Source organism: Pedobacter sp. P26, from assembly GCF_050632135.1.
Taxonomy (GTDB): Bacteria; Bacteroidota; Bacteroidia; order Sphingobacteriales; family Sphingobacteriaceae; genus Pedobacter.
The window spans coordinates 6,165,951-6,189,832 of the sequence record NZ_CP192574.1; the positions used below are offsets into that span (position 1 = coordinate 6,165,951).

The window sequence follows — 23,882 nt, forward strand, 5'->3', positions numbered from 1 at the left end:
TTATTATTGTGTAAAATATACACAGCTTAACCAGAGCAGGTTTTTTTGTTCATATCAATTTAACATATACCTTTGTACGATGCAATTTACTGCCACGCAGATAAGTCAGTTTCTAAACGGTTCCATTGATGGTAACCCTGATGTAGCCGTTACCGAACTTTCTAAAATAGAAGACGGGAAAGAAGGCTCTTTGTCTTTTCTTTCTAACCCTAAGTACGAAAACTTTTTGTATTCTACTCAGGCGTCAGTTGTTATCGTATCAAAAGACTTTGCTCCTACCCAGCCTTATACCAGCACACTTATACGTGTTGAAAATCCATATAGTGCTTTTACGGTTTTACTTGATAAATATAACGAAGCGATTAATGCCCCTGCAATACAATCCGGGATTGATAAACTTGCCTTCGTTCACTCTACAGCAAAAATCGGCAATAATGTGTTTATTGATGCATTTGCCTACGTTGCCGAAAATGTAGAGATTGCCGATGGTTGTAAAATAAATGCGCAAACCTTTATCGGCGCAAATTCTAAAATTGGAAAAAACAGCACTTTTTTCCCTGGTGTAAAAATTTACCACAATTCTATAATCGGTAGCAGGGTGGTCATCCATGCTAATACCGTTATTGGAAGTGATGGTTTTGGTTTCGCCCCACAAAAAGATGGAACTTACAATAAAATCCCGCAGATTGGAAACGTTATCATCGAAGACGACGTAGAAATTGGTGCAAATACCACTGTAGATCGTGCAACAATGGGATCAACAATTGTAAAGAAAGGCGCAAAAATCGATAATCTGATCCAAATTGCCCATAACGTAGAAATTGGCGAAAACACTGTTTTAGCCGCCCAGTCGGGTATATCCGGAAGCACAAAAATTGGCCCAAACAGTGTTGTTGGCGGGCAAGTTGGGATAGCCGGGCACTTAACCTTAGCAAAGGGCACACAGATTGGTGCTCAGGCCGGTATAAATTTTAATATCACAGAAGAAAATAAACAATGGCACGGTAGTCCGGCGCAACCATTGCGCAATTGGATGCGTGCCTCAGTCATTTTCAAACATCTTCCAGATGTAGAGAAAAGAATAAATGCGCTCGAAGAGGAATTGAAAAAGCTTACTGCTGAACTGGAAAAGAATACAATACACAATGAACGTTAGACAAAAAACGATTAAACAGGAAATATCAGCATCTGGTGTAGGTTTACACACAGGCGCTAATGTGACTTTAACATTTTGCCCGGCCCCCGAAAATCATGGCTTTAAATTTCAGCGTATTGATTTAGATGGCCACCCGATCATCGAAGCAGATGCAGATAACGTTACCGATACCTCACGAGGCACCACGCTTACCCAGAATGGCGCTAGCGTAAGCACCGTAGAACACGTAATGGCATCACTGGTTGGCATGGACCTCGATAACATACTGATCAAATTAGACGGACCCGAAACTCCGATTATGGATGGGAGCTCTATTCAGTTTGTTGATTTATTGGAAGAAGTAGGAACAGTAGAGCAAAATGCAGATCGTGAGTATTTTACCATTCCCCATAACATTACTTATACTGAAGAAGATAGAAAAGTAGAAATTGTAGCCATGCCTTTAGACGATTACCGTTTTACCTGCATGATCGATTATAACTCTCCTGTTTTGGGCAGTCAGCATGCTGGCATTAATACCATTGCAGAGTTTAAAAAAGAAATCGCTTCTTGTCGTACTTTCTGTTTCTTACATGAGTTAGAGTACCAGTTATCGCACAATCTAATTAAAGGCGGCGATTTAAATAATGCCATTGTCATTGTAGATAAAGAGGTTACCAAAGATGAATTAAGCCATTTGGCTAAACTATTTAACCGCAAGGACATTGATGTTGCCCCACAGGGGATTTTGAACAACATGGAACTGCGCTACCAGAATGAGCCTGCCCGCCATAAACTTTTGGATATGATTGGCGATTTAGCCTTGGTTGGTATGCACTTAAAGGGCCACATTATGGCGGCCCGCCCTGGCCATGCGGCAAACGTTGCTTTTGCTAAAAAAATTAAAGCAGCCATTAAAAAAGAGAAAAACAAAAAAATACAAAAGGTTTACGATCCAAGTGCAAAACCATTATATGACGTGGTTCAGATCATGGATATTTTACCACACCGTCAGCCATTTTTATTCGTTGATAAAATATTAGAACTTTCTAAAAACCACGTGGTAGGCGTTAAAAACGTAACCATGAATGAAGAGTTTTTCAAGGGTCATTTTCCTGGTGCACCGGTTTTTCCGGGTGTAATCCAGATCGAGGCTATGGCTCAGGTTGGTGGTATTTTAGTGTTAAGTACCGTTCCGGATCCCAGAAATTATTTAACCTATTTCTTAAAAATAGATAATGTACGTTTTAGAGCCCAGGTTCTTCCTGGAGATACAATTGTTTTCCGTTGCGATCTACTTGAACCTATCAGAAGGGGTATTGCCCAGATGAAAGGTGTGGGTATGGTTGGCGAAAAAATCGTTGTTGAAGCCGAAATGATGGCTCAAATTTCAAAAGTTAAACAAGCAGAACCCACCCAATAATGATACAACCCTTAGCATACATACATCCTCAGGCAAAAATTGCCGAAAACGTGGTAATTGAACCTTTTGTAGTAATACATAAAGACGTTGTAATTGGAGAGGGAACTTGGATTGGATCAAACGTTACCATTATGGATGGCGCACGTATTGGTAAAAATTGCCGCATATTCCCTGGTGCGGTTATTTCTGGCGAACCACAGGATTTAAAATTTGCCGGTGAAATTACTACTGCAGAAATCGGCGATAATACGACTATACGTGAGTGCGTTACCATTAACCGTGGCACTAAAGACAAATGGAAAACTACCATAGGCAGTAATTGTCTAATTCAGGCTTATTCGCATATCGCTCACGATTGCGAGGTTGGAAATAACTGCATTTTCTCCAACAGCACCACACTTGCTGGCCACATTACTATTGGAAACAACGTAGTCTTGGCAGGCTTGGTAGCTATACACCAATTCGTTAAAGTAGGCTCTTATGCCTTTGTAACTGGTGGTTCATTGGTGCGTAAAGACGTTCCTCCTTATGTTAAAGCAGCTCGCGAGCCACTTTCTTATGCGGGTATTAACTCTGTGGGTTTGCGTAGAAGAGGTTTCACCAATGAGCAAATCGATGAAATTCAGGAAATTTACCGTGTACTTTTTGTAAAACACAACAACGTAACCAAAGCCTTAGACATGATCGAAGCCGAATTTAAACCAACGGAAATCCGTGATGAAATTGTTGATTTTATCCGTAACTCTAACCGTGGGGTAATGAAGGGTTTCGGCATGGGAAGCTAAGCCTAAAGCAGAAAGACCAAAGCTTAGAGCAAAACAAATATTCATGAGTGATTTAACGCTAATCAGAACAGATTCAGACCATACCGATTTTAGACAATTGGTTGCCTTGCTGGATCAGGATTTAGCTGTTAGGGATGGCGCCGACCATGCATTTTATGCACAGTTTAACAAAGTTGATGCAATTAAAGAAGTGATTGTTGCCTACCAAAACGATATCCCAGTTGGTTGTGGCGCCATTAAACCTTTCTCTGCAACCGAAGCAGAAGTAAAAAGGATGTTTGTGCATCCAAACTACAGAAATAAAGGTATAGCCGCTAAAATTATAACTGCATTGGAAAACTGGGCAACGGAACTGGGCTTTACCGCAACCGTTCTTGAAACAGGCAAAAAACAACCTGAAGCCATAGCGCTTTATCAGAAAATCGGCTATCAAATTATGCCAAATTACGGTCAATATGTAGGCGTTGACAATAGCGTTTGCATGATCAAACCACTTAATGCCCACCATCAAACGCCAAACGCTTAGCCAAATGAATATTACTTTACAAAATGTTGGCAGAAGGTTTAATAAAGAGTGGATTTTCAGGGATTTAAGCACTGAATTCATCACAGGCAACAGCTATGCCATATTGGGGCCCAATGGATCAGGCAAATCAACCTTACTAAGTGTTTTAAACGGCAGCTTATCTCCTTCTGAGGGTAAAATTACCTTTTCAGATACAGCAGAAATCCCTGTCGAAAATATCTACAGATACATTAGCCTTGCTGCGCCCTACCTCGAACTGGTTGAAACTTTTACACTAAAAGAGATCATTGATTTTCATTTTAAGTTTAAAAATTTTGCTTCCGGCCTTGATGCCAAAAAGCTGATCGGCATATTAGGTTTGGAAAAGGCAGCAAACAAAGAAATTAAATACTTCTCATCAGGTATGAAGCAAAGAACTAAACTAGCTTTAGCCTGCTGTACCGATACACCAATTTTATTTTTAGACGAACCGACCAGCAATTTAGACGTTCAAGGTATTAATTGGTACCGCGAACTGATCGAAATTTTTGGGAAAGGACGTTTAACCATAATTGGCTCCAATCAGCTACAAGAATACGATTTCTGCTCAGCACAGCTACAAATATCAGATTATAAGTAGCTTAACACCCATAAAAGCCTTCTATCAACCGTATGTTTTGTCATACATTTGTACTAAAAATAATTTTTTCACAAAATATTTTGTAATTGATAAATTGTTCTTACCTTTGCACCACCAAAAAGAGAAACAATTATTTAATTTGTCTCCTACAGGAAATGTTCATATTTTCCGCATTGCGGAATCAAAATATAGCCCTTAAAAGGCAAAGATTTTTTCATAGTTTAGTTTGAGGTTTAGGTTGATTATGCCTTTGGAGTGGTTCCCAAAGGCATTTCTTTTATACGGGGATTTTTTTAGTTAAGGCTCCATAAAAAAGGCAAAAACAAAACTGAATTATCTTATCTATGTTTCGAACCCAATGAACTAATGACTAGTGAACCAATGAACCACAGATTTTGCTTTTCAAATCATCATTCCTTTTTTTAACTTTGGTATTCAAAATAATTGACAAAACAATATTTCATTATTAATGGCAAAGGCATCAGAAGTAAAAAGCGGAAATGTGCTTCGTTTTAACGGAGAGTTGGTAAGTGTAGAAGAGTATATCCACCGTACTCCAGGAAATTTAAGGGCTTTTTATCAGGCACGTATGCGCAATGTAAAAACCGGCAAAATTGTAGAATACCGTTTCCGCACCGATGAAGAGGTAACGATTTGCCGTGTGGAGACCAACGACTATCAATACCTTTATGAAGACGGCGACTATTTGGTGGTGATGGACAACGAAACTTTTGAGCAATACAACATTCCAAAACTACTTTTTGGCTCTTCTATTAAGTTTTTAAAAGAAGGTATGAATGTAACCATCGCTTTCGAGAGCGACGAACCGATCGTTGCCCAACTTCCTAATAGTGTAGAGTTGGAAATCACTTACTCTGAACCCGCTGTAAAAGGCGATACCTCAACCAGCGCGCAAAAATATGCCACGGTAGAAACTGGTGCAGAAATTAGGGTTCCTTTGTTTATTAACCAGGGAGATAAGGTAAAGATTGATACCAAAACCGGTGAATATATGGAGCGGGTAAAATAGTATAATTTAAGGCTTAAATTTGCGCAAACCCTAAGCCTTAAACCTTTATAGGTTTTTATTAAAATAATTTTACCTTTGCCGTCACGAAAAACTAAAATAACCCCAAAATTTGGGATAACACAATATGGCAAAAGCATCAGAAATTAAAACAGGTAACATTCTTCGTATAAACAATGAACTGGTTACTGTTGACGAATGGAATCACCGTACGCCAGGAAAAGGTGGCGCATTTTATACGGGCAAATTCCGTAACATTAAATCGGGCAGAATTGTTGAGGCACGTATGAATACCGACGAGGCGGTAGAAATATGCCGTGTAGAAACAAATGATTACCAATATTTATACGAAGAAGGTGATTATTTAGTCGTAATGGATAACAATAGTTACGAACAGTTTAATGTAGAGAAATCTTTATTCGGTTCGGCGATCAAGTTTTTGAAAGAAGGCATGAACATCATCGTTTCTATGGAAAGCGATGAAGCCATTATGGCCCAATTGCCAAACTTTGCAGAATTCGAAATTACTTATTCAGAACCTGCTGTTAAAGGCGATACTTCTACCAATGCATTAAAAGCAGCAACATTAGAAAACGGTGTTGAGGTTAAAGTACCAATGTTCGTAAACCAGGGCGATAAAATTAAAATTGATACCCGTACCGGTGATTACGTGGAGCGTGTAAAATAATTTTAAACTCATATTTGAAAGCCTCTGAACTTAATTTTTCAGGGGCTTTTTGTTTTTTAGCTTAATAACCTATCTCTTAGATGTATTAAGGTGACTTAGGTGGTCATTTTGAAAAGCAAGGTTCATTGCGCTTGGGCTATAACAGTCCCGCTATTCGCTTCAAAACCTTGGCTCATGCCTCACCTTCCGGGTTTTACGCTGCTATCGGGTTTATTTAACCAAAGCATTTAGGTCTTAGGCCACAAAGCCTCGCAAGTTTTCAAAACCTGCGAGGTTTAAAAAATATTATCTTTGTTTATGCTAAAGGCCGAAATCAGAAAACTAGCGTTAAAAGACAGGTTGCTACTAAACGACCCAACCTATTATACGTTGAACGAATCACTTTTAAAACAGTTTAAAAAAATCGATTTTAGCCGAATTAAAACCCTTCATATCTTTTTACCCATTACAGAAAAAAAGAGCCGAATACTTTTTTATTGATCGAATGGCTAAGCAAAACCTATCCTGAAGTTAAAATCATTACCCCTAAGGCTGATTTTGAAACAGCGCTGATGACCCACCACGAATACTTGGGCGAAAAAGACCTGAAAAAAACCTTTACAACATATTGGAGCCACAAAAAGGAAATCTGCACGAAGGAGAAATAGACATGGTCGTTATCCCACTGTTAGCCTTTGATAAACAAGGTTACCGAGTAGGTTATGGCAAAGGTTTTTATGATCGTTTTCTGCGGGATATAAATGCTCAGAAAATAGGTTTATCTTTGCATCCTGCAATTGAAAAAATCGATGATGTAAATGAATACGACATCAAATTAGATTTTTGCATAACACCAACAGAAATTATAAAATTTTAAGCTTACCGGCATGCCACAAGAAATCGTTATCAAAACCGAAAAACAATACGAAGACAACATGATTGCGGTATTCGAATTACAGGAAAAAGAAGAATTAACCGCCGAAGACCTTAAACAGATTGAATTGATGTTAAAGGCCGGAGAGCAATATGAAGCAGAGCACTTGTAAGGTTCATTAGTTCAGTTGCCATTGGTTTGTTGGTCTGGGTGCTTAACAAAAAAGCCTATACCCTTCCCCGATTTTTCGTCATCTCGACTGGAACGTAGTGGAATGTGGAGATCTAAGTCAAATTACGCTCGAGGTAGATTTCTCGACTGCGTTACACTCTACTCGAAATGACGGATTTGGCGGATAAATCAACTCGGAAACACTCCGTGTTTTCTGTGCATCTGTACCTAAACCTAAGAAATATGCGCTTTCACAAAATCACTCACCAAATAAGCAATTAATTTAGAAGTGAGCTTACTTACCCTCCCATCAAGCATCCTGGTGGCACCTTCGCATACATGCAGGTAAGAAAATTGCTTCGCGCGGGTTAAGATCAGTTTTCGAATATCGTTAACCTCAAACCCAGATGGCGTTTCGGCACTTGAAAGTACATTTTGGATACAATCTAAGTCGATCTCTAAACCCGCAGCTTGCCCTATTTCATCAAAGAAGCCATTAGCATCGGCATCCATTAAAATATCATCAAAAAATACAGCCTTTAATTTAGGATTGTTTTCGATCTGGCTTAAAATCGCCTCATTATTATAATTTTGATGCAGGCCATACATCAGATAATGGTTGAGGTAATTTTCTTTTAAAGCGTAAGAAAACCCATTTCCACTATGTCTGCCTTCTAATTCCCTTAAATCGGCATGCGCATCAACATTTAATATATCAATTGGGCATTTACAGGCTAAAGAAGTACCCTTAATTATGCCATAAGCATTATTATGACCACCACCAATTACAATAGGAATTTTGCCTGCAGCTACAATTTTTGCTATGACCGGATAGACCATTTCATCAATTTCGGCTACTTTATTTCTTAAAGTTTCAACAGAAGAATCCTCAGGTTCAATAATTTCGAAGTGTCCCAAAACCAAAATTTCTTCACCATTTAAAAAGCGGTTACTTTGGATATTCAGAAAAGCTGTTAAACTGGTACGCCATGCCGATGCGGCTCCGGCAATACCAGCATTTGCCCTTACTCCTATATCTTCAGGGATACCCAGCAATACAAATTTAGAATTGTTTGCTGTTAATCCTTCTACCGAGATTACTTTATGTCGATAAGTATTAACCCTTTCGCCAAGCTTGGTTTCGCCATCACGATGAATAATCAAGTGCTCAATGTCGCTTTGCGAATATATTTTAAGGTTATCCATGATAAATCTCACCATTTAAAATCACCGTATCAACCTGGCTTTCACCAAAACTGTACGGCAAATAGGCTATTGATGGCATTGGTTTTGTGATAAATAAATTTGCTTTTTTCCAAGGGCAACGCTTCCATAACTTTCGCTGATCTCCATTGCTGCCGCACCGTTTAAAGTAGCTGCATTGATGGCCTGCTCTGGAAACATTTTCATTTTAATACAGCCCAGCGACACCACAAAATTCATATTCCCTGAAGGCGTTGATCCCGGATTGTAATCGGTTGCCAAAGCCACAGGCAAATCGGCTTTAATAAAGCTTTTAGCATCTGCAAATGGAATACCTAAGTAAAACGAGCACGAAGGCAGTAATGTTACAATGGTATCCGCATTTCTTAACGTATCGATGGTTTCCTTGTTACTTTCTTCCAAATGATCGACTGAAATGGCATTATTTTTAACAGCCACTTCAATAGCGCCTGAAACAGAAAGCTGGTTGGCATGTATTTTAGGTTTTAAACCATATTTTGCCCCTGCTTTGAGTATCTGATCGGTTTCTCCTACAGAGAAAAAACCTTTTTCACAAAAAGCATCTATATAATCGGCCAGGTTTTCTTCTGCTATCCGGGGCAACATTTCATTAATAATCAAATTGATGTAACCATGATGATCATTTTTAAATTCAGCCGGAAAGGCATGTGCAGCCAGAAAAGTTGCCTTGATAGGGATTGGAAAATGATTTTTCAACCTGCTGATTACCCGGAGCATTTTGATTTCACTTGCAGTGGTTAAGCCATAACCACTTTTTATTTCAACAGCTCCTGTTCCCTGGAGAATCATCTGTTTTAACCTAATTGAAGCACTTTCAAACAATTCATCTTCTGTTGCTTTTTGAAGTTTATTGGCTGAATTTAAAATCCCACCACCTGCCGCGGCAATTTCTTCATAACTTTTACCCTGTATTTTCATCGCAAACTCCTCTTCCCGCGTGGCTGCAAAAACAATATGGGTATGGCTATCGCACCAGGAAGGAAAAACGTATCTGCCTTTGGCCGAGATTTGAGACGGCAGATTTGAGATTTGAGAAGGGATTGAGCCCATCTCACCAAAATCTTTGATCAAGTCATCCTCTATCAAAAGCCAGGCATTTTCAATAACAGGTAAATCATCCAGTTCGCTGCCGCGAAGCACCAATTTATCTTTAGGGTGAATGCCTACTAGGCCTTTTATATTGGTGATTAGCATTTGGTTCGTTTATTGAGTATGAGTAAAAGTATTGGGTAACATAAGGATCTGAGTTTCTAAACCCCTGATCCATTTTACATCTTACATTATTCCATTTCCAATAGAACCGGACAATGATCTGAATGTATGGCATCGGGTAAAATCCTTACATTTTTTAAGCGACTTTCCATTGGTCTCGTAGCCAGATGGTAATCGATGCGCCAGCCCAGGTTCTTTCCCCTAGAACCGGCGCGATAACTCCACCAGGTATAATGATGTGGGTCTTTGTTAAAATGACGGAAAGTATCAATAAAACCATTATCCAAAAATAACTGCATCCACTGCCTTTCTTCCGGTAAAAAACCTGATGAATTGGCGTTTGATTTTGGATTATGAATGTCAATAGCGGTGTGGCAGATGTTATAATCACCACTTACAATCAAATTTGGAATCTCTTTACGCAATTCGCCGATATACCGATCAAAAAACCGCATAAATTCATACTTTTTAACCTGCCTTTCATCGCCGCTTGATCCAGACGGCATATATAAGCTCATTAAGGAGAAATTATCAAAATCAGCCCTTAAAATCCGTCCTTCTTTATCGATCCATTCTTCACCGCAGCCAAATTCTACATGTTTAGGTTTAATTTTAGATAAAATGGCTACGCCGCTATATCCTTTTTTCTCTGCCGGGAACCAATAATGGTGATAACCCAACTGCTCAATCAGTGCAATAATTTCAGGGATTTGTGAAGGCAAGGCCTTTACTTCCTGCAAACAGACCATATCAGCATCTGTAGCTTGTAACCAGCCAAAAAAGTTTTTGGTACTTGCCGCCCTAATCCCGTTTACGTTATAGGAAATAATCTTCATTCAGTAAATTTCAATTGTTGTGGACGGTAAATTTAGAAATTAATTGAATAAATGCTTAGTAATTCAATTAATGATGTGCGCGAGCGACCGTCATCTCGACTGGAACGCAGTGGAATGGAGAGATCTGCTTCAATAGATCTCTCGGCTACGTTGCACTGCGCTCGAGATGACGCCAACCAGGGAAATTACCATCTAAATGACCATTATCTTTGATTAACCCATCAACAACTTTTTCTCCAATTTTTTTGCAGCTCTCCTTTTTAGCACGGTAACTTCCATTTTCACATCTTTTTTTGGTCGGTTGTTTTTATCCGTTTCCAATGCGGCAATTTTATCTATCATATCCAAGCCAACTACAATTTCGCCATAAACAGTGTAGTTCCGATCTAAATGTGGGGTGCCCCCTATTTTTTTATATACCTCACGCTGCCACTCAGGAATTTTGAATTTCAGGCGTTTTTCTTCTACATTGTCCAATTGCTGATCGGTAAAAACTTTTCCCTGAACCAGGTAAAACTGACTACCACTCGATGCTTTGGCCGGATTAACATCATCACCTTCTCTGGCCGCTGCTAAAACGCCTTTTTTATGAAATAAACTATCATTAAACTCTGCCGGGATAGTATATTTAGGTCCGCCCTCACCGAGTAAAGAATCTGGTTTGGCATTTCTCGAATCCGGATCGCCGCCCTGGATCATAAAATCTTTAATCACCCTGTGGAATAAAATATCATTATAATACCCTTTTTTAACCAATTTCAAAAAGTTATCACGATGTAATGGGGTTTGATTGTACAGCTTAACGATACATTCCCCATATTCTGTTTTAATACGTACATATTGATTTTTAGGCTTTGCAGCAAAGGCAGAAAGCACTGAAAAAGCGCAAAGGAACAATAATATTTTCTTCATTTAACTGGTGTTTGAGGCTAAAATAAACTAAAAAATGAAATTCAATAAATAAATCCGCGCATTATTCGATAATTTTTGCTTTACCTTTGTATAAATGAAGTTAAAACAAAAAATAGCACTTTCTTTAGCTGTATTCTATGCAGTTAGTGTTATGGGTTTGGCTTTAAGTCTCCATTTTTGTGGAGGCAAACTAGAAAACGTTAAACTTTTTAGCAACGAGGTTTCATGCAAATTCTGCAAAGATATTCCTGCCGAAAAGAAAGATGATGGTTGTTGCAAAAATACTCAGGTAACGGTTAAATTAAAAGATAGTCACCATGCAGAAGCTCAATTACAAATACCGAAACTGTTTTCTATCCAGCTTTTCCTGCATCCTCCGGTTTTAGAATTTTTAAGCAACATCAGCCCGAAGTTTTTTAGTAAAATTTCGAACAAAGCACCGCCATTATCCTCGCGAATTGCTTTGCACGTTTTCAATTGCATTTTTAGGAATTAGAATTTAAACATTGACTCGTTAATGCGTTGTTTCGCATTTCGACAATTTTCCTGGTTTTTATCGGGAAGCTCAATGTGACATTTTCTTATATTCTAATTCAAAAAATCATGAAAGCAATAAAAATATTCAGCATCGTTATGCTATTTTTCGTCGTTAATGTTTCGGCACAACAAATCTCTACAGCCGATTTACAGGTAACTGGTTTAACCTGTTCTATGTGCTCAAACGCAACACAAAAATCTTTAGAAACCCTGGGCTTTATCAGTAGCGTTAAACCTGATTTAAATAAAAACATATTTGTTTTAACCTTTAAAAAAGACGCGAATGTTAATCTTGATCTGGTTCGTAAAAAAGTTCAGGATGCAGGTTTTTCAGTAGGCGGCCTAATGGCTAACTTCAATTTTAGCGATGTTAAAGTAGACGATAAGGGTCAGGCTGTTGTTAACGGCAATGTATACCGTTTTGTAAATGTAAAAGGTAAAACCCTTACTGGTATGGTTAAGGCCAGCGTAGTAGATAAAGATTTCATATCTGGTTCTGCATTTAAAAAACAGGCCGCAACGGCTAATTCTGATGCTTATGCAAGTGGCACAGGTGTTGTAAACGGCAAAAAAACGCGTATTTATCATTTAGTTCTTTCTTAAGATGAGACGGATATTCGTATTGGCGCTGATGATTATCGGCGCTTATACCAGTGTTTCGGCACAAGAACTATATGTATTTACAGAGCCTGCAAGTAATATGCCCACCAAATCAATCGGCGTAAGAATTACCAACGAGGGTATGTTCAACTACCCGGGTTATGTAAGCCGGACTATCCCAGAGGTAATGATCGGTTTCAACAAAAATCTGATGATGCATGCACAGGCTTTTCTCTCGGATATGGATGGAAAATACCGTTTAGAAGGCGGAAGTTTATACGCCAAGTACCGGTTTTTATCGTTGGATGAAGCACATAGCCATTTCAGGGCATCGGCATTTGGAAGGGTAAGCACCAGCAAAAGGCCAACATATACCAGTGATATCAACCTCGAAGGAGATAATAGTGGCGTACAGGGAGGCTTAATTTTTACGCAACTGCTGCATAAACTGGCGCTATCATCAACATTGGGTTATGCGCATGTCTTCGAAAACAGCAACAGGCAGATTGCGGGAATGCCGCAGCCAAAAAACATGTTGTCATATAGTTTATCGTCGGGTTATTTGGTTTTACCAGTGATTTATAAGGATTACAAACAACCCAACTTTAATGTATATTTAGAATTGCTGGGCAAAACCGACCCAGGCAGTGGTCAGTCTTATTTGGATATCGCTCCGGCAATACAAATGATTTTAAACAGTACAACCCGCATCGATCTTGGTTACCGCTTTCAGGCAGCAGGAAATATGGATAACCGATACACCAAAAACATGTACTTGCTTAGGGCAGAATTTAACTTCTTTAACGTTTTAAAATAAAAAACACATAACAAATGAAAAAAATATTCGGATTAGTTGCCATTATGACGATCGCAACAACAGCTTTTACTTATGCACAGAGCAAAACAGACGTAGCCTTAAATCAGGTATTAATGGCATATTACGATGTAAAAAATGCACTGGCAACCGACAAAAAAGACCTGGCTATTGAAAAAGTAAAAGTTTTATCGGCAAAAGTAAATGCCGTTAACCACAAAGATTTACCGGCCGATCAACATAAAATATTTATGGAACAAGCTTCGATTATAAAAAGCAAATCGGCGCTGCTTGCGGGTTCAAACGACATCAAAACACAGAGAAAAGCCTTTGAAGGGATTTCTTATGCCATGATCAAAACGTTGAAAGGCTTGAAATTTAACAGCCAAACCGTTTACGTTCAGCACTGTCCGATGGCGAAGGCAAGCTGGTTAAATGAAAAAGAAAACATCGAAAATCCATATTATGGAAGCATGATGTTTGATTGCGGCGACGTTTCTGAAACCATAAAATCGAAATAATGAAACTGCATATCAAAAATATGGTATGCAACCGTTGTAAAATGGTGGTTAAGGCCGAGCTGGAAAAGCTTGGCTTTAAACCGCTATTGGTTGAGCTTGGTGAAGTTACCTTTGCCGAAAACATTACAGCAGAGGATAAAGCTAAAATTGCGGAGCAACTGACCCATTTTGGTTTCGAACTGTTGGAGGATAAAAAAACCCAGATTGCAGAACAGGTTAAAACTGCCATCATTAACCTGGTACATTACACAAAAGAACCTTTAAAAATCAATCTTTCTGCCTACCTCAGTGAGCAGTTAAAACAGGAATATACGAATTTAAGCAGCATTTTTTCAGAGGTCGAAAACCAAACGATTGAGAAGTATTTCATTGCTCAAAAAATAGAAAAAGCAAAAGAAATGCTTACCTACGGCGAACTCACCCTTAGCGAAATTGCCTACCAACTGAATTACAGCAGCGTAGCACACTTATCGGCACAATTTAAAAAAGTAACCGGAATTACACCTTCCGTTTATAAAATGGCATCAACAGATAGCAGAAAAACGCTAGATGAGGTTTGAGAGGATGTAAAATGGAAGAGGTAAGATGAAAGATGGGCGTAAAGTTTATGCTCAATGGTTAGATAGATCATGGTTGATGGCCAATGGGCCTATCGGCTATGAACCAAAAAGCATTAACCTCTTATTAATTCTAGCCATTTAGCTAGTCATCAATTAACCGATTTGAACAGCTAACCTATTCTATAAACAATTTCTTATCATACGTCAAGATTGATCGACTGATAATCAGCTATTTTTGCACTTAAATAAAATCACTAGATATGAAAAAATTATTTTTATTTCTGATCGCTACCTCAATCAGTGTGGCATCATTTGCACAAACAAGCTGGAAGATAGATCCAATGCACTCGTTTGTAAACTTTTCGGTTAAACACATGGGCATTTCTTTTGTTGATGGTTCATTCAAAAAATTCGATGGAACAGTTACCGCTTCTAAACCAGATTTAACTGATGCTAAAATTGCCTTTACCGTTGATGTAAACAGCATTACTACAGGTGTTGATATGAGAGATGGTCACTTAAAAACAGATGATTTCTTTAACGCTGAGAAATTTCCAACAATGAAATTCGAAAGTACTTCTTTCAAAAAATTAAGCGGTAACAATTATGAGTTAAGTGGTAAATTAACCATCCGCGATGTAACTAAAGATGTAAAATTTGCAGTTGTTTATGGCGGTACAGCTAAAGATCAACAAGGTAATACTAAAGCAGGTTTCGGCGCGACTACAACCATTAACCGTTTAGATTATAATATTAAATATGATCCAACCGGTGCAGGTGTTGCAAAAGATGTTGCGATCAAATTAAACCTGGAATTTGTTCAGGGAAAATAAAACATTAGATCGTCATTCCGGGCTTGTCCCGGAATCTTTCATTTTAAGTAGATCCTGAAACAAGTTCAGGATGATGGTTGATATAAATTAAAATGGCATGTCTGCACTATCCCAATTCAGAAACTTTACTCAACGCTTGCCTCAAACGGATTTAATGCCAACCCTTTTCATTGGCCACGGCTCTCCTATGAACGGGATTGAAAACAATGAGTTTAGTGAAAGTTGGGTAGATCTGGCCAGACATATTCCGGTTCCAAAAGCAGTTCTGGTGGTATCGGCACATTGGTACACCCACGGTACTTTTGTAACTGCAATGGATTTCCCAGGTACGATCCACGATTTTGGTGGTTTCCCTCAGGCACTTTTCGATGTTCAATATCCTGCTCCAGGCGATCCGAAGCTGGCAGCAGAAATACCTGGTTTAATCCACTCAACCCCTGTTGGCTTAGACCACGATTGGGGCCTGGATCATGGCACCTGGACAGTGGTAAGGCACATGTATCCAAATGCAGATATTCCTGTTCTGCAACTGAGTATCGATTATACCAAATCGCCGGTGCAACATTATGAAATTGCCAAAGAAATTTATGCGCTCCGCAAAAAAGGTATACTAGTTATCGGCAGCGGCAATATGGTGCACAACCTGCGTATGTTAAGCTGGGAAATGATTAACGGAGGCGGTTACGATTGGGCAATTGAAATGAACGATAAATTCAAAAATTTAATTGTAAATGGCGATTATCAACCTTTAATCAATTACCGCAACCTTAGTACTGATGCCATGCTGGCCATCCCTACTCCGGAACATTATTTGCCGCTTATTTATACTCTTGGAATGAAAAACGATAAGGAAGAGGTTTCGTTTTTTAATGATAAAGCAGTGGGCGGTTCGTTAACCATGACTTCCGTGTTGGTGGGGTAAGGGTTAAGAATCACCAAAAAACTTGTTTTAGTTGTTTAAACGGAGCTTGAACCTTGCATTTTCTCACTTCTTAATGTTCAAAAGTATATTTTGGGAATATACCATTAAGAAATTAAGGTCATGAAGAAAATATCCTACACAACAGATTTCTCCACAACGGTCGAAATGACGATCCATTTCACAATGACAAAAGCTAAAATTCTATAAAAATTTATGATTATTCTGTAACGCTTATGGCCCCTTAAGTTGGTAAATTTGCTTAAAAGAATTTAATCATGAAACATACCTATCAACTCACAGGCATGACCTGTGGCGGTTGCGAAAAATAAAGTTAAAAGTAGCCTGCTTATTTTACCAGATGTAACCACTGTTGAGGTTTCTAAAGAAGCCAATACTGCTACCATTAGCATGGATAAACATATCGGTTTAGATAGCCTGCAACAAGCTTTGGGCGGTGCCGACAGCAAATATCAAATTTCTGCGGCGCACCACAATGAAACGCTTGAAGAAGCAAAATCGTGGGCCGAAACATACAAGCCCATTCTGTTAATCTTTGGATATGTAACCGCAATATCGTTAGTCGTTTCGTGGCAGGATAATGCCATTAATTTTATGGTGTTTATGCGCATTTTTATGGCGGGTTTCTTCCTAACCTTTTCTTTCTTTAAAATGCTCAACTTAAAAGCATTTGCGGAGAGTTATGCCATGTACGACATCGTAGCTAAAAAATTCAGCACATGGGGATATATCTATGCTTTTATCGAATTAGGTTTAGGCTTGTCCTTTGCATTAAACCTATCGCCCGCTATTGTGAATTGGGTCACCCTGATTGTAATGACCATCAGTATCCTTGGGGTTTTAGAAAGCGTTTTAAATAAAAAGAAAATTCAATGCGCGTGCCTGGGCGCGGTATTTAACCTACCCATGAGTACCTTGACTATTGTTGAAGATGCCATTATGATTGCCATGAGCGCAGCCATGTTGGTTTTGATGTAGTTAGTATATTATTCTCTTTTTTAACGTGATCGTCACCCTGAATTTATTTCAGGGCCTTTCATGCTAAAAAGATGCTGAAATAAATTCAGCATGACGAATCGTCTATTGCCGCTTATACCTAAATTCCGATTTCCGGCTTTTCCCTTTAAGCTCGCCTTCAATCCAGGCGAGCATTTCATTTTTTCCCTGGTTTTGGTAAACTATTCTTTGGGGAAAATCATGTGCCACATTTTCGAAAATATAAATCTGATCTTTTGTGGAGATAAGTTTAAAACATACTTCTTTCCCTTCATTCTGATGAGCAACCGTTGAACAATAGAAAACATCTTTTCCTATTTTTCTGATCTGTAATGTTTCGGTAAGCAAACTATCGCCCTTGGCATTTATTCTGTAGCTTTTTCCACTCAGGGTTTTATCTGGATTTTGCTTCCACTGCTCAACAATTTTTCCTTTTTGGCGTTTGCATTCCCCATGAGCCTAGCACAAAAGAAAAGGTTTTTGATGAATCTTTTTGCGCTTTAACATTGCTGTAAAAACCAACAAGAAATAAAATCAAGGCGTATAAATAGATTCTTTTCATTTTGTTATGGTATTGGTGATGTGTGCCAGGTGGTGTTTTCCGTGCCACGCGTACATGCCCAGCATATTGGCCAAAGTGAGTTCTTTATTGTGGGCCGGATGAATATATTTTCTTTGGTAATCTTCTACTTTTAATGTTTTTAAAAAAACAACCCAGCGCTGATGTAAACCTGTTAACAGCTCAATCGACAATTTGATTTCACCATTTTTTGCTTCTTCCGTTTCTGCCCATCGTTCCTCATAATATGGCCTGATTACCGGAATATCCTCAGTAATGGCTTGCTTAAAACGGATATAGGCATTGATATGGCTATCCGGAACATGATGAACAACCTGCCGCAATGTCCAGCCTCCGGGACGATAGGTTTGATTCAGTTCTTCATCTGTCAGATTTTCTGTAGCTTTCTTAATTTGGCCAGGTAATGCCTCTATTTCAGAAATCCAGGTATCAACCTGTTTTTGATCGAAAATATCAGGCACAACAAATTGACCGATCGGGTATTTAAACTGTTCCAAATCCATGGAACCAAAATAAGGAGAATTATCGAGCTTTTAACCGCAAAGATAACAGAGAAGAAAACACAAAGTACGCGAAGTTGGGTGACGTAATAAAAACAAAATCTGCGTCCATCTCCTTAGGTCTGCGGGATATAAAATCTACATCAATTTCTTCAACCATTTCAATAAACCCATTTTTGCTTCATAAGGTGGGTAAATTATCTTGGTTAAACCTAGTTTTGATTGAAAAACCACAGCCCTCTCGTGCGAAAAGGTTTTAAAGCCAAAAACACCGTGGCAGCTTCCCGTCCCACTACTGTTAACACCACCAAAAGGCAAATTAGGATTACTGATGTGAACCAGTACATCATTTACGCAGGTTCCGCCAGCACTGGTTTCGTTAATGATTTTATGTTGATGTTGTTTGTTATCTGAAAAGATGTAAAGTGCCAAAGGTTTATTTTTGCTATTCATTATGTCAATGGCCTCCTGTAAATTTTTAAAGGTAATGACAGGCAAAATCGGTCCAAATATTTCCTCCTGCATGATGGCGCTTTTTTCCTTTACAGAAGTTAAAAGTGTGGGCATTAGGGTTAAATTTTGCTCATCTGTTTCACCACCAACAGCCAATACCGCTCCATCTGCAATCGCATCTTCTTTTAATTTATTTAACCGCTTAAACTGTTTATCGTTAATGATTTTAGCATAGTCGTTTTTATTAATTCCAGCGCCTTCACCAAACATTTTTCCGACTGCAATTTTGTAATGTTCGATAAAGTCATTCCGCTTATTTTCTTCGATCAGGACATAATCCGGTGCAATACAGGTCTGCCCTGCATTAACCAATTTGCCCCAGGCGATTTTTTCGGCAGCTTTTTTAATATCACAGGTTCCGTCTACAATAGCTGGCGATTTTCCGCCAAGCTCTAAGGTTACCGAGGTCAGGTTTTTTGCGGCTGCCTCCATCACCACTTTGCCAATTGTGGTGCTTCCCGTGAAAAAGATATGGTCAAATGGAAGTTTTAGCAGTTCGGTAGAAACATTGGCATCACCTTCAAAACAGGCAATTTCTTTCGGATCAAAAGTGGTTGCAATTAATTTATTGATCACGCCAGCAGTAGCTTCGCTTAATTCAGATGGTTTAAGGATCGCACAATTTCCAGCTGCAATTGCCGAAACCAAAGGACTCATCATCAATTGTAAAGGATAATTCCATGGAGCAATAATCAGGCAAATGCCTTTGGGTTCATAATAAATTTTATTACTCGCAAAAAAATTACTCATGGTTCTGCCTGCCGATTTGGGTCTCATCCACCCTTTCAACTTTTTGATAGCAAAGTCGATTTCAGCGTAGGTAAAATATAGTTCAGTTACCGCACTTTCAAAACGGTTTTTACGCAGATCCTTTTCTAAAGCGGCAAATATTTCCTCTTCGGCCTTTTCTAAAGCCTGCTTAAGTAATTTTAACTTCCCGATACGGGTTTTAACATCTGTTTTGCGTAAATCGAATTTATATTTTTGCTGTAAATCGAAAACCGACTTTATCTGTTGTTCCATAATCACTTATTATTACCTGCCATTACGCTAATCGATTCCCCTGAAAATACAAGTTAAATTTAGTTAAAATGCGGCCTTTTCATTAAAAATTCATTCATTTAAAGCATATTGCAGCAAATTTTAATAATAAAAGATGAAAAGATTGTTTTTTGTTTTCGCATTCATAATTCCACTGGTTATCCATGCCCAAATCATAAAAACAGATGTACTGGTTATCGGAAACGGCGATGCTGCTTATGCAGCATCTTTTCAGTCTTTTAAATCTGGCGTAAAAACCATCCTGCTTACCCAAAAAGAACAGTTGGATTTAAATAAAATTGCTGAAACTAAACGGGGCCTACTGCCTTTTTACCAAAGTTTTTTAAAACGGGAAACGGAAAATGCAAAAAGCTTAGAAAACCCAAAACCTAAGCCGGACAAAAAAGCCGGGCGAAAGTAATTGTGATAGATAGTACCTTACTTTTAAACGTCATCAACAACACTCCTTACACAGAGATTAAACGTTCTGGTAGTGGTTGGGAGGCGAAATTGACCAAAGATAAAAGCATTAAGGCTAAAATTCTTGTGCTGGCCGATAACCCTGAAAAATTGCTTTCGGAACTAAAAATATCCACCTTAAATCCTGCGTCTTCAAGTCCATTAAACTATAACGAAAATACTTACCGGACAACAGTATCCAGGATTTCTTCAGAAGCCAGCTTTTTATCCCTGTACAGCCTATTGATCCCGGATCAGGAAAATTTGCTTTATATCTCTAAAGAACAACTTGAAATTGGACAAGCAGCTGGGGCAACCGCAGCTTATGCCGCATTTTTTGACACCAAAACCAGTTTGTCAAATTTAAAAAGGATCCAGGGCGAGTTATTGGCCTGTAAACATGCATTAATGCCCTTTGAAGATGTTAAAATGACGGATTCGAACTGGTTAGCCATTCAAAAAGTGGGTATCACGGGGATTATCAAAGCGGAAATTACACAGGGAAAAGCGTATTTCAATCCCGAAAAAGAAGTTACTTATAGAGAAATTAAAGAACCGATCAAAGCGTATTATTACAAAGCGCAGATCTGGTTCGATGATCATCAGAATATTCCCATTAATCTGGAAAATACGATTTCTATGGTTTGTTATGTGGGCAATAAATCAATTGAAGCCACTAAAGAAGAACTGCAGAAAAAATGGAACAAAAACTATAGGTTTAGCGGCAATTACGATCTTAAAAAAGTATTGACCAGGCGCGAATTTGCAGTCATCATAAACGAATATTTAAAGCCTTTCGATGATGTGAATGTAGATAAAACCGGAAGGGTAATCCGCTAATTTTTGCCACAGATTTGCACACATAAACATAATTGCAAAAAAATATCTGTGTTCATCCTTTTATCTGTGGTTAATTCATTAGGCAAAGGTTGTAACATTTCCATTTCCTTCTAAAATTAGTTTGTGCTTTGCCTAAATTGCATCCAAACCTAAAATTCATGAAGAAATATTTACTTTTCCTTTTGCTTTGCACAGGCGAATATGCTTTTGCGCAACAACTGGCTCCTTTAACTGTCGAAAAAATTATGCGCGATCCAAAATGGATGGGTATTTCGCCAACTAATTTCCGCTGGACGGCAGATAGCAAAACACTGTATTTTAACTGGAACCCTGAAAATAAAGTCAAAGAAGAATTATTCAAAGTTTCGGCAACTTCTTCTAAACCTCTTAAAGCAGCGGAAAAGGAAGATGAAAAACTATTGAGTTTAAATTACACCTACAATGCCGACCGCTCCCTTGGTTTGGTAGAAAAAAGCGGTGATATTTATTTACAGAACTTCAAAACGAATAAGGAAACGCGCTTAACCAGCACGCAGGAGAGGGAAAGCAGTCCGGTTTTTTTAACTAATGGAAACGTTGTTTACCAATTGGGCGATAATCTTTTCGGGATTGATTTAAAATCAGCAGAAACCAGACAGCTTACCAATTTTGTTAAAGGTAAAAAACCAGGAAGAGCAGAAAGCAAACCGGCTACCGAACAGGATAAATGGTTAAAAGCACAACAAACCGAACTCTTCGATATTATTAAAAAACGAAATGCGGAAGCCAAAAACGGTTCCCGCGGTGGAAGAGGCCGCCTTGGGAATAGCTCGGCAGACACAAAACCTTTAAAAGAACTATACACTGAAGACAAGTTCTTAAATGGCGTAATCATTAGCCCTGACGGACATTTTATTACTTATAAATTAACTACGCCGGCACAGAACAACCACAACACCATTGTTCCCAACTATGTTACTTCCTCAGGTTATACCGAAGATATTCCGGGTAGAACAAAAGTTGGCGAAAATGAAAATACCTCCCAGGGTTTTATTTATGATACACAACGGGATACGGTTTATGCCATCCAGACTTCGACCATTACGGGCATAAAAGAGCTGCCTGATTACCTGAAAGATTATCCAAAAGAACTGGATACCTTGAAAAAGAAAAATGCGGATCGCCCAGTAAACTTCTTTGGTCCGCTCTGGAATGATAATGGAAGTTCTGCAATTGTTGTGGCTACTTCTTCCGATAATAAAGACCGCTGGATTTTAAAACTAGATGCTTTAACAGGTAGATTTACTTTGATCGACCGCCAGCGCGATGAAGCCTGGATCGGCGGTCCCGGCATTAGCGGTTTTTACCAGGGCAGCACAGGGTGGATCGATAATAACCGCTTTTATTATCAAAGCGAAGCGACCGGATATTCGCACCTTTATGTGGTTAATGTAGCAACAGGGGATAAAAAACAGCTTACTACAGGCAAATGGGAAGTACAATCGGTACAGTTATCAAAAGATACGAGTACATTTTATATCAAAGCGAATAAGGAACATCCCGGGATTACCAATTTCTTTAAGGTTGGGGTAAATGGCGGTGAACTTACTCAGATTACCACCATGAAGGGTTTAAATGACATTACCTTATCCCCCGATGAGAAATACCTTGCCATTAATTATTCTTACCTGGACAAACCAGGAGAACTATATCTCCAGCCAAATAAAGCCGGGGCTAAAGCTGTACAGGTTACACAATCTACTTCTGCCGAATTTAATTCTTATAAATGGCGTCAACCCGATATGGTTACTTTTAAAAACCGCTACGGTGCGGATGTTTATGCAAGGGTTTATAAAGCAGAAAATCCACATCCAAACCACCCTGCAGTAGTTTTTGTGCATGGTGCGGGTTATTTACAGAATGTACACTTTGGCTGGAGCACTTACTTCCGCGAATTTATGTTCAATAATTTACTGGCCGACAATGGTTACACAGTAATCGATATCGATTATACCGGGAGTTCTGGTTATGGCCGCGATCACCGTACGGGTATTTATCGCCACATGGGTGGAAAAGATTTAACCGACCAGGCCGATGGTGTCAAGTTTTTGGTAGAGAAATATGGCGTTAACCCTCAGCATGTAGGTTTATACGGCGGCTCTTATGGTGGTTTTATTACCTTGATGGCCATGTTCAACGAGTCGGATGTTTTTACCAGCGGCGCTGCTTTGCGTTCGGTTACCGATTGGGCACATTATAACCATGGCTATACTTCGAATATTCTAAACGAGCCTTATAACGACCCGATTGCCTATAAAAGGAGTTCGCCGATTTACTTTGCCGATAAATTAAAAGGGAACCTGTTAATGGCACACGGCATGGTGGATGTGAATGTTCATTTTCAGGATATTGTACGCATTACGCAGCGTTTTATAGAGCTGGGCAAAAATAATTGGGAACTTGCCGTTTATCCGGTAGAAGACCATGGTTTTATTGAGCCAAGCAGCTGGACGGATGAGTATAAAAGGATATTTAAACTGTATGAGAATACGTTGAAGAAGTAACCTTCCATTCCGGCCGTCATTTCGAGCGAAGTGTAACGCAGTCGAGAACCACGTAGTGCTCAGCGAAGCTAAATCTATCTCCTTAGATCTCTCCATTTCGCTACGCTTCAGTCGAGATGACGGCCACTTTTAATAAATAAACGCAGATAGCTTCGTGACTCAGCATGACAGCA

26 protein-coding genes and 1 pseudogene are annotated in these 23,882 nt (G+C 38.9%); 20 read left to right on the forward strand and 7 right to left on the reverse strand.

Going from position 1 to position 23,882, the window contains the following annotated elements:
- The first annotated feature begins 79 nt into the window (after positions 1-79).
- The 9 genes from lpxD (at position 80) to ACQ86H_RS28790 (ending at position 7,228) form a co-directional block, all read left to right on the forward strand.
- On the forward strand, positions 80-1,156 hold the full coding sequence (gene lpxD, locus ACQ86H_RS28750; protein ID WP_138819322.1) for a UDP-3-O-(3-hydroxymyristoyl)glucosamine N-acyltransferase: 1,077 nt from the start codon (positions 80-82) through the stop codon (positions 1,154-1,156).
- Complete coding sequence (locus ACQ86H_RS28755) at positions 1,146-2,558, forward strand: bifunctional UDP-3-O-[3-hydroxymyristoyl] N-acetylglucosamine deacetylase/3-hydroxyacyl-ACP dehydratase (protein WP_431293280.1); 1,413 nt, start codon at positions 1,146-1,148, stop codon at positions 2,556-2,558. The genes lpxD and ACQ86H_RS28755 overlap by 11 nt, the downstream gene beginning before the upstream one ends.
- Positions 2,558-3,343: an acyl-ACP--UDP-N-acetylglucosamine O-acyltransferase gene (gene lpxA, locus ACQ86H_RS28760; RefSeq protein WP_025141731.1), complete on the forward strand. Its 786-nt coding sequence runs from the start codon at positions 2,558-2,560 to the stop codon at positions 3,341-3,343. The genes ACQ86H_RS28755 and lpxA overlap by 1 nt, the downstream gene beginning before the upstream one ends.
- A gap of 43 nt (positions 3,344-3,386) precedes the next feature.
- Positions 3,387-3,869, forward strand: a complete 483-nt coding sequence (locus ACQ86H_RS28765; RefSeq protein ID WP_431293281.1) for a GNAT family N-acetyltransferase — start codon at positions 3,387-3,389, stop codon at positions 3,867-3,869.
- Between the two features lie 4 nt (positions 3,870-3,873).
- Complete coding sequence (locus ACQ86H_RS28770; protein ID WP_138819319.1) at positions 3,874-4,488, forward strand: ABC transporter ATP-binding protein; 615 nt, start codon at positions 3,874-3,876, stop codon at positions 4,486-4,488.
- Positions 4,489-4,957: 469 nt separating this feature from the next.
- Entirely contained in the window at positions 4,958-5,518 is a 561-nt protein-coding gene (efp, locus tag ACQ86H_RS28775; RefSeq protein WP_138819318.1) for an elongation factor P, read from the forward strand.
- 124 nt (positions 5,519-5,642) lie between these two features.
- Complete coding sequence (efp, locus tag ACQ86H_RS28780) at positions 5,643-6,203, forward strand: elongation factor P (RefSeq protein WP_138819317.1); 561 nt, start codon at positions 5,643-5,645, stop codon at positions 6,201-6,203.
- A gap of 607 nt (positions 6,204-6,810) precedes the next feature.
- Entirely contained in the window at positions 6,811-7,059 is a 249-nt protein-coding gene (locus ACQ86H_RS28785; RefSeq protein ID WP_431293282.1) for a 5-formyltetrahydrofolate cyclo-ligase, read from the forward strand.
- Between the two features lie 10 nt (positions 7,060-7,069).
- The gene (locus tag ACQ86H_RS28790; protein WP_168202533.1) at positions 7,070-7,228 is read left to right on the forward strand and encodes a hypothetical protein; all 159 of its coding nucleotides are present in this window, start codon (positions 7,070-7,072) and stop codon (positions 7,226-7,228) included.
- A 233-nt stretch (positions 7,229-7,461) separates the two neighbouring features.
- On the opposite strand, the gene ACQ86H_RS28795 is transcribed toward ACQ86H_RS28790, so the two are convergent.
- The 4 genes from ACQ86H_RS28795 to ACQ86H_RS28810 form a co-directional block, all read right to left on the reverse strand.
- Positions 7,462-8,433 carry a formimidoylglutamase gene (locus ACQ86H_RS28795; RefSeq protein ID WP_138819315.1) on the reverse strand — a complete coding sequence of 324 codons (972 nt, stop codon included), beginning with the start codon at positions 8,431-8,433 and terminating at the stop codon, positions 7,462-7,464.
- Between the two features lie 66 nt (positions 8,434-8,499).
- Entirely contained in the window at positions 8,500-9,666 is a 1,167-nt protein-coding gene (gene hutI / locus ACQ86H_RS28800) for an imidazolonepropionase (protein WP_431293283.1), read from the reverse strand.
- An 86-nt stretch (positions 9,667-9,752) separates the two neighbouring features.
- Positions 9,753-10,520, reverse strand: a complete 768-nt coding sequence (locus tag ACQ86H_RS28805) for an exodeoxyribonuclease III (RefSeq protein ID WP_138819313.1) — start codon at positions 10,518-10,520, stop codon at positions 9,753-9,755.
- 213 nt (positions 10,521-10,733) lie between these two features.
- Positions 10,734-11,432, reverse strand: coding sequence for a peptidylprolyl isomerase (locus tag ACQ86H_RS28810; RefSeq protein ID WP_431293284.1), 699 nt, complete (start codon positions 11,430-11,432; stop codon positions 10,734-10,736).
- A gap of 94 nt (positions 11,433-11,526) precedes the next feature.
- Between ACQ86H_RS28810 and ACQ86H_RS28815 the strand changes: the two genes are divergently transcribed.
- The 8 genes from ACQ86H_RS28815 to ACQ86H_RS28850 all read left to right on the forward strand — a co-directional run bounded on the left by ACQ86H_RS28815 (position 11,527) and on the right by ACQ86H_RS28850 (position 17,215).
- Positions 11,527-11,928 carry an HYC_CC_PP family protein gene (locus ACQ86H_RS28815; RefSeq protein ID WP_138819311.1) on the forward strand — a complete coding sequence of 134 codons (402 nt, stop codon included), beginning with the start codon at positions 11,527-11,529 and terminating at the stop codon, positions 11,926-11,928.
- A 107-nt stretch (positions 11,929-12,035) separates the two neighbouring features.
- Entirely contained in the window at positions 12,036-12,572 is a 537-nt protein-coding gene (locus ACQ86H_RS28820) for a heavy-metal-associated domain-containing protein (RefSeq protein ID WP_138819310.1), read from the forward strand.
- Position 12,573: 1 nt separating this feature from the next.
- The gene (locus ACQ86H_RS28825; protein WP_138819309.1) at positions 12,574-13,386 is read left to right on the forward strand and encodes a hypothetical protein; all 813 of its coding nucleotides are present in this window, start codon (positions 12,574-12,576) and stop codon (positions 13,384-13,386) included.
- Positions 13,387-13,400: 14 nt separating this feature from the next.
- A complete protein-coding gene (locus ACQ86H_RS28830; protein ID WP_138819308.1) occupies positions 13,401-13,904 on the forward strand; it encodes a DUF3347 domain-containing protein in 504 nt (167 codons plus the stop codon).
- The gene (locus ACQ86H_RS28835; RefSeq protein WP_138819307.1) at positions 13,904-14,464 is read left to right on the forward strand and encodes an AraC family transcriptional regulator; all 561 of its coding nucleotides are present in this window, start codon (positions 13,904-13,906) and stop codon (positions 14,462-14,464) included. The genes ACQ86H_RS28830 and ACQ86H_RS28835 overlap by 1 nt, the downstream gene beginning before the upstream one ends.
- A gap of 260 nt (positions 14,465-14,724) precedes the next feature.
- Positions 14,725-15,297: a YceI family protein gene (locus ACQ86H_RS28840; protein WP_025141714.1), complete on the forward strand. Its 573-nt coding sequence runs from the start codon at positions 14,725-14,727 to the stop codon at positions 15,295-15,297.
- Between the two features lie 97 nt (positions 15,298-15,394).
- Complete coding sequence (ygiD, locus tag ACQ86H_RS28845) at positions 15,395-16,219, forward strand: 4,5-DOPA dioxygenase extradiol (protein ID WP_431293285.1); 825 nt, start codon at positions 15,395-15,397, stop codon at positions 16,217-16,219.
- A gap of 309 nt (positions 16,220-16,528) precedes the next feature.
- Entirely contained in the window at positions 16,529-17,215 is a 687-nt protein-coding gene (locus ACQ86H_RS28850; protein ID WP_431293286.1) for a heavy-metal-associated domain-containing protein, read from the forward strand.
- Between the two features lie 102 nt (positions 17,216-17,317).
- Here the strand turns inward: ACQ86H_RS28850 and ACQ86H_RS28855 are convergent.
- The 3 genes and pseudogenes from ACQ86H_RS28855 to ACQ86H_RS28865 form a co-directional block, all read right to left on the reverse strand.
- Positions 17,318-17,662: pseudogene (locus ACQ86H_RS28855) on the reverse strand (DUF6265 family protein); the annotation flags it as partial.
- Between the two features lie 129 nt (positions 17,663-17,791).
- Complete coding sequence (locus tag ACQ86H_RS28860; RefSeq protein WP_431293287.1) at positions 17,792-18,316, reverse strand: YfiT family bacillithiol transferase; 525 nt, start codon at positions 18,314-18,316, stop codon at positions 17,792-17,794.
- Between the two features lie 135 nt (positions 18,317-18,451).
- Positions 18,452-19,849, reverse strand: coding sequence for an aldehyde dehydrogenase family protein (locus ACQ86H_RS28865; protein ID WP_138819302.1), 1,398 nt, complete (start codon positions 19,847-19,849; stop codon positions 18,452-18,454).
- A gap of 133 nt (positions 19,850-19,982) precedes the next feature.
- Between ACQ86H_RS28865 and ACQ86H_RS28870 the strand changes: the two genes are divergently transcribed.
- The 3 genes from ACQ86H_RS28870 to ACQ86H_RS28880 all read left to right on the forward strand — a co-directional run bounded on the left by ACQ86H_RS28870 (position 19,983) and on the right by ACQ86H_RS28880 (position 23,709).
- Positions 19,983-20,288 (forward strand): hypothetical protein, encoded by a 306-nt coding sequence (locus ACQ86H_RS28870; protein WP_431293288.1) that lies wholly within the window; start codon positions 19,983-19,985, stop codon positions 20,286-20,288.
- Between the two features lie 2 nt (positions 20,289-20,290).
- Positions 20,291-21,166, forward strand: coding sequence for a hypothetical protein (locus ACQ86H_RS28875; RefSeq protein ID WP_431293289.1), 876 nt, complete (start codon positions 20,291-20,293; stop codon positions 21,164-21,166).
- A 158-nt stretch (positions 21,167-21,324) separates the two neighbouring features.
- Positions 21,325-23,709: a prolyl oligopeptidase family serine peptidase gene (locus ACQ86H_RS28880; protein ID WP_431293290.1), complete on the forward strand. Its 2,385-nt coding sequence runs from the start codon at positions 21,325-21,327 to the stop codon at positions 23,707-23,709.
- The last annotated feature ends 173 nt before the right edge of the window (positions 23,710-23,882 follow it).

What these genes read in the sequence shown, in the direction of transcription:
- lpxD (WP_138819322.1), top strand. Translation starts at nt 80, where the DNA reads ATGCAATTTACTGCCACGCAGATAAGTCAGTTTCTAAACGGTTCCATT.
- ACQ86H_RS28755 (WP_431293280.1), top strand. Translation starts at nt 1,146, where the DNA reads ATGAACGTTAGACAAAAAACGATTAAACAGGAAATATCAGCATCTGGT.
- lpxA (WP_025141731.1), top strand. Translation starts at nt 2,558, where the DNA reads ATGATACAACCCTTAGCATACATACATCCTCAGGCAAAAATTGCCGAA.
- ACQ86H_RS28765 (WP_431293281.1), top strand. Translation starts at nt 3,387, where the DNA reads ATGAGTGATTTAACGCTAATCAGAACAGATTCAGACCATACCGATTTT.
- ACQ86H_RS28770 (WP_138819319.1), top strand. Translation starts at nt 3,874, where the DNA reads ATGAATATTACTTTACAAAATGTTGGCAGAAGGTTTAATAAAGAGTGG.
- efp (WP_138819318.1), top strand. Translation starts at nt 4,958, where the DNA reads ATGGCAAAGGCATCAGAAGTAAAAAGCGGAAATGTGCTTCGTTTTAAC.
- efp (WP_138819317.1), top strand. Translation starts at nt 5,643, where the DNA reads ATGGCAAAAGCATCAGAAATTAAAACAGGTAACATTCTTCGTATAAAC.
- ACQ86H_RS28790 (WP_168202533.1), top strand. Translation starts at nt 7,070, where the DNA reads ATGCCACAAGAAATCGTTATCAAAACCGAAAAACAATACGAAGACAAC.
- ACQ86H_RS28795 (WP_138819315.1), bottom strand. Translation starts at nt 8,433, where the DNA reads ATGGATAACCTTAAAATATATTCGCAAAGCGACATTGAGCACTTGATT.
- hutI (WP_431293283.1), bottom strand. Translation starts at nt 9,666, where the DNA reads ATGCTAATCACCAATATAAAAGGCCTAGTAGGCATTCACCCTAAAGAT.
- ACQ86H_RS28805 (WP_138819313.1), bottom strand. Translation starts at nt 10,520, where the DNA reads ATGAAGATTATTTCCTATAACGTAAACGGGATTAGGGCGGCAAGTACC.
- ACQ86H_RS28810 (WP_431293284.1), bottom strand. Translation starts at nt 11,432, where the DNA reads ATGAAGAAAATATTATTGTTCCTTTGCGCTTTTTCAGTGCTTTCTGCC.
- ACQ86H_RS28815 (WP_138819311.1), top strand. Translation starts at nt 11,527, where the DNA reads ATGAAGTTAAAACAAAAAATAGCACTTTCTTTAGCTGTATTCTATGCA.
- ACQ86H_RS28820 (WP_138819310.1), top strand. Translation starts at nt 12,036, where the DNA reads ATGAAAGCAATAAAAATATTCAGCATCGTTATGCTATTTTTCGTCGTT.
- ACQ86H_RS28825 (WP_138819309.1), top strand. Translation starts at nt 12,574, where the DNA reads ATGAGACGGATATTCGTATTGGCGCTGATGATTATCGGCGCTTATACC.
- ACQ86H_RS28830 (WP_138819308.1), top strand. Translation starts at nt 13,401, where the DNA reads ATGAAAAAAATATTCGGATTAGTTGCCATTATGACGATCGCAACAACA.
- ACQ86H_RS28835 (WP_138819307.1), top strand. Translation starts at nt 13,904, where the DNA reads ATGAAACTGCATATCAAAAATATGGTATGCAACCGTTGTAAAATGGTG.
- ACQ86H_RS28840 (WP_025141714.1), top strand. Translation starts at nt 14,725, where the DNA reads ATGAAAAAATTATTTTTATTTCTGATCGCTACCTCAATCAGTGTGGCA.
- ygiD (WP_431293285.1), top strand. Translation starts at nt 15,395, where the DNA reads ATGTCTGCACTATCCCAATTCAGAAACTTTACTCAACGCTTGCCTCAA.
- ACQ86H_RS28860 (WP_431293287.1), bottom strand. Translation starts at nt 18,316, where the DNA reads ATGGATTTGGAACAGTTTAAATACCCGATCGGTCAATTTGTTGTGCCT.
- ACQ86H_RS28865 (WP_138819302.1), bottom strand. Translation starts at nt 19,849, where the DNA reads ATGGAACAACAGATAAAGTCGGTTTTCGATTTACAGCAAAAATATAAA.
- ACQ86H_RS28870 (WP_431293288.1), top strand. Translation starts at nt 19,983, where the DNA reads ATGAAAAGATTGTTTTTTGTTTTCGCATTCATAATTCCACTGGTTATC.
- ACQ86H_RS28880 (WP_431293290.1), top strand. Translation starts at nt 21,325, where the DNA reads ATGAAGAAATATTTACTTTTCCTTTTGCTTTGCACAGGCGAATATGCT.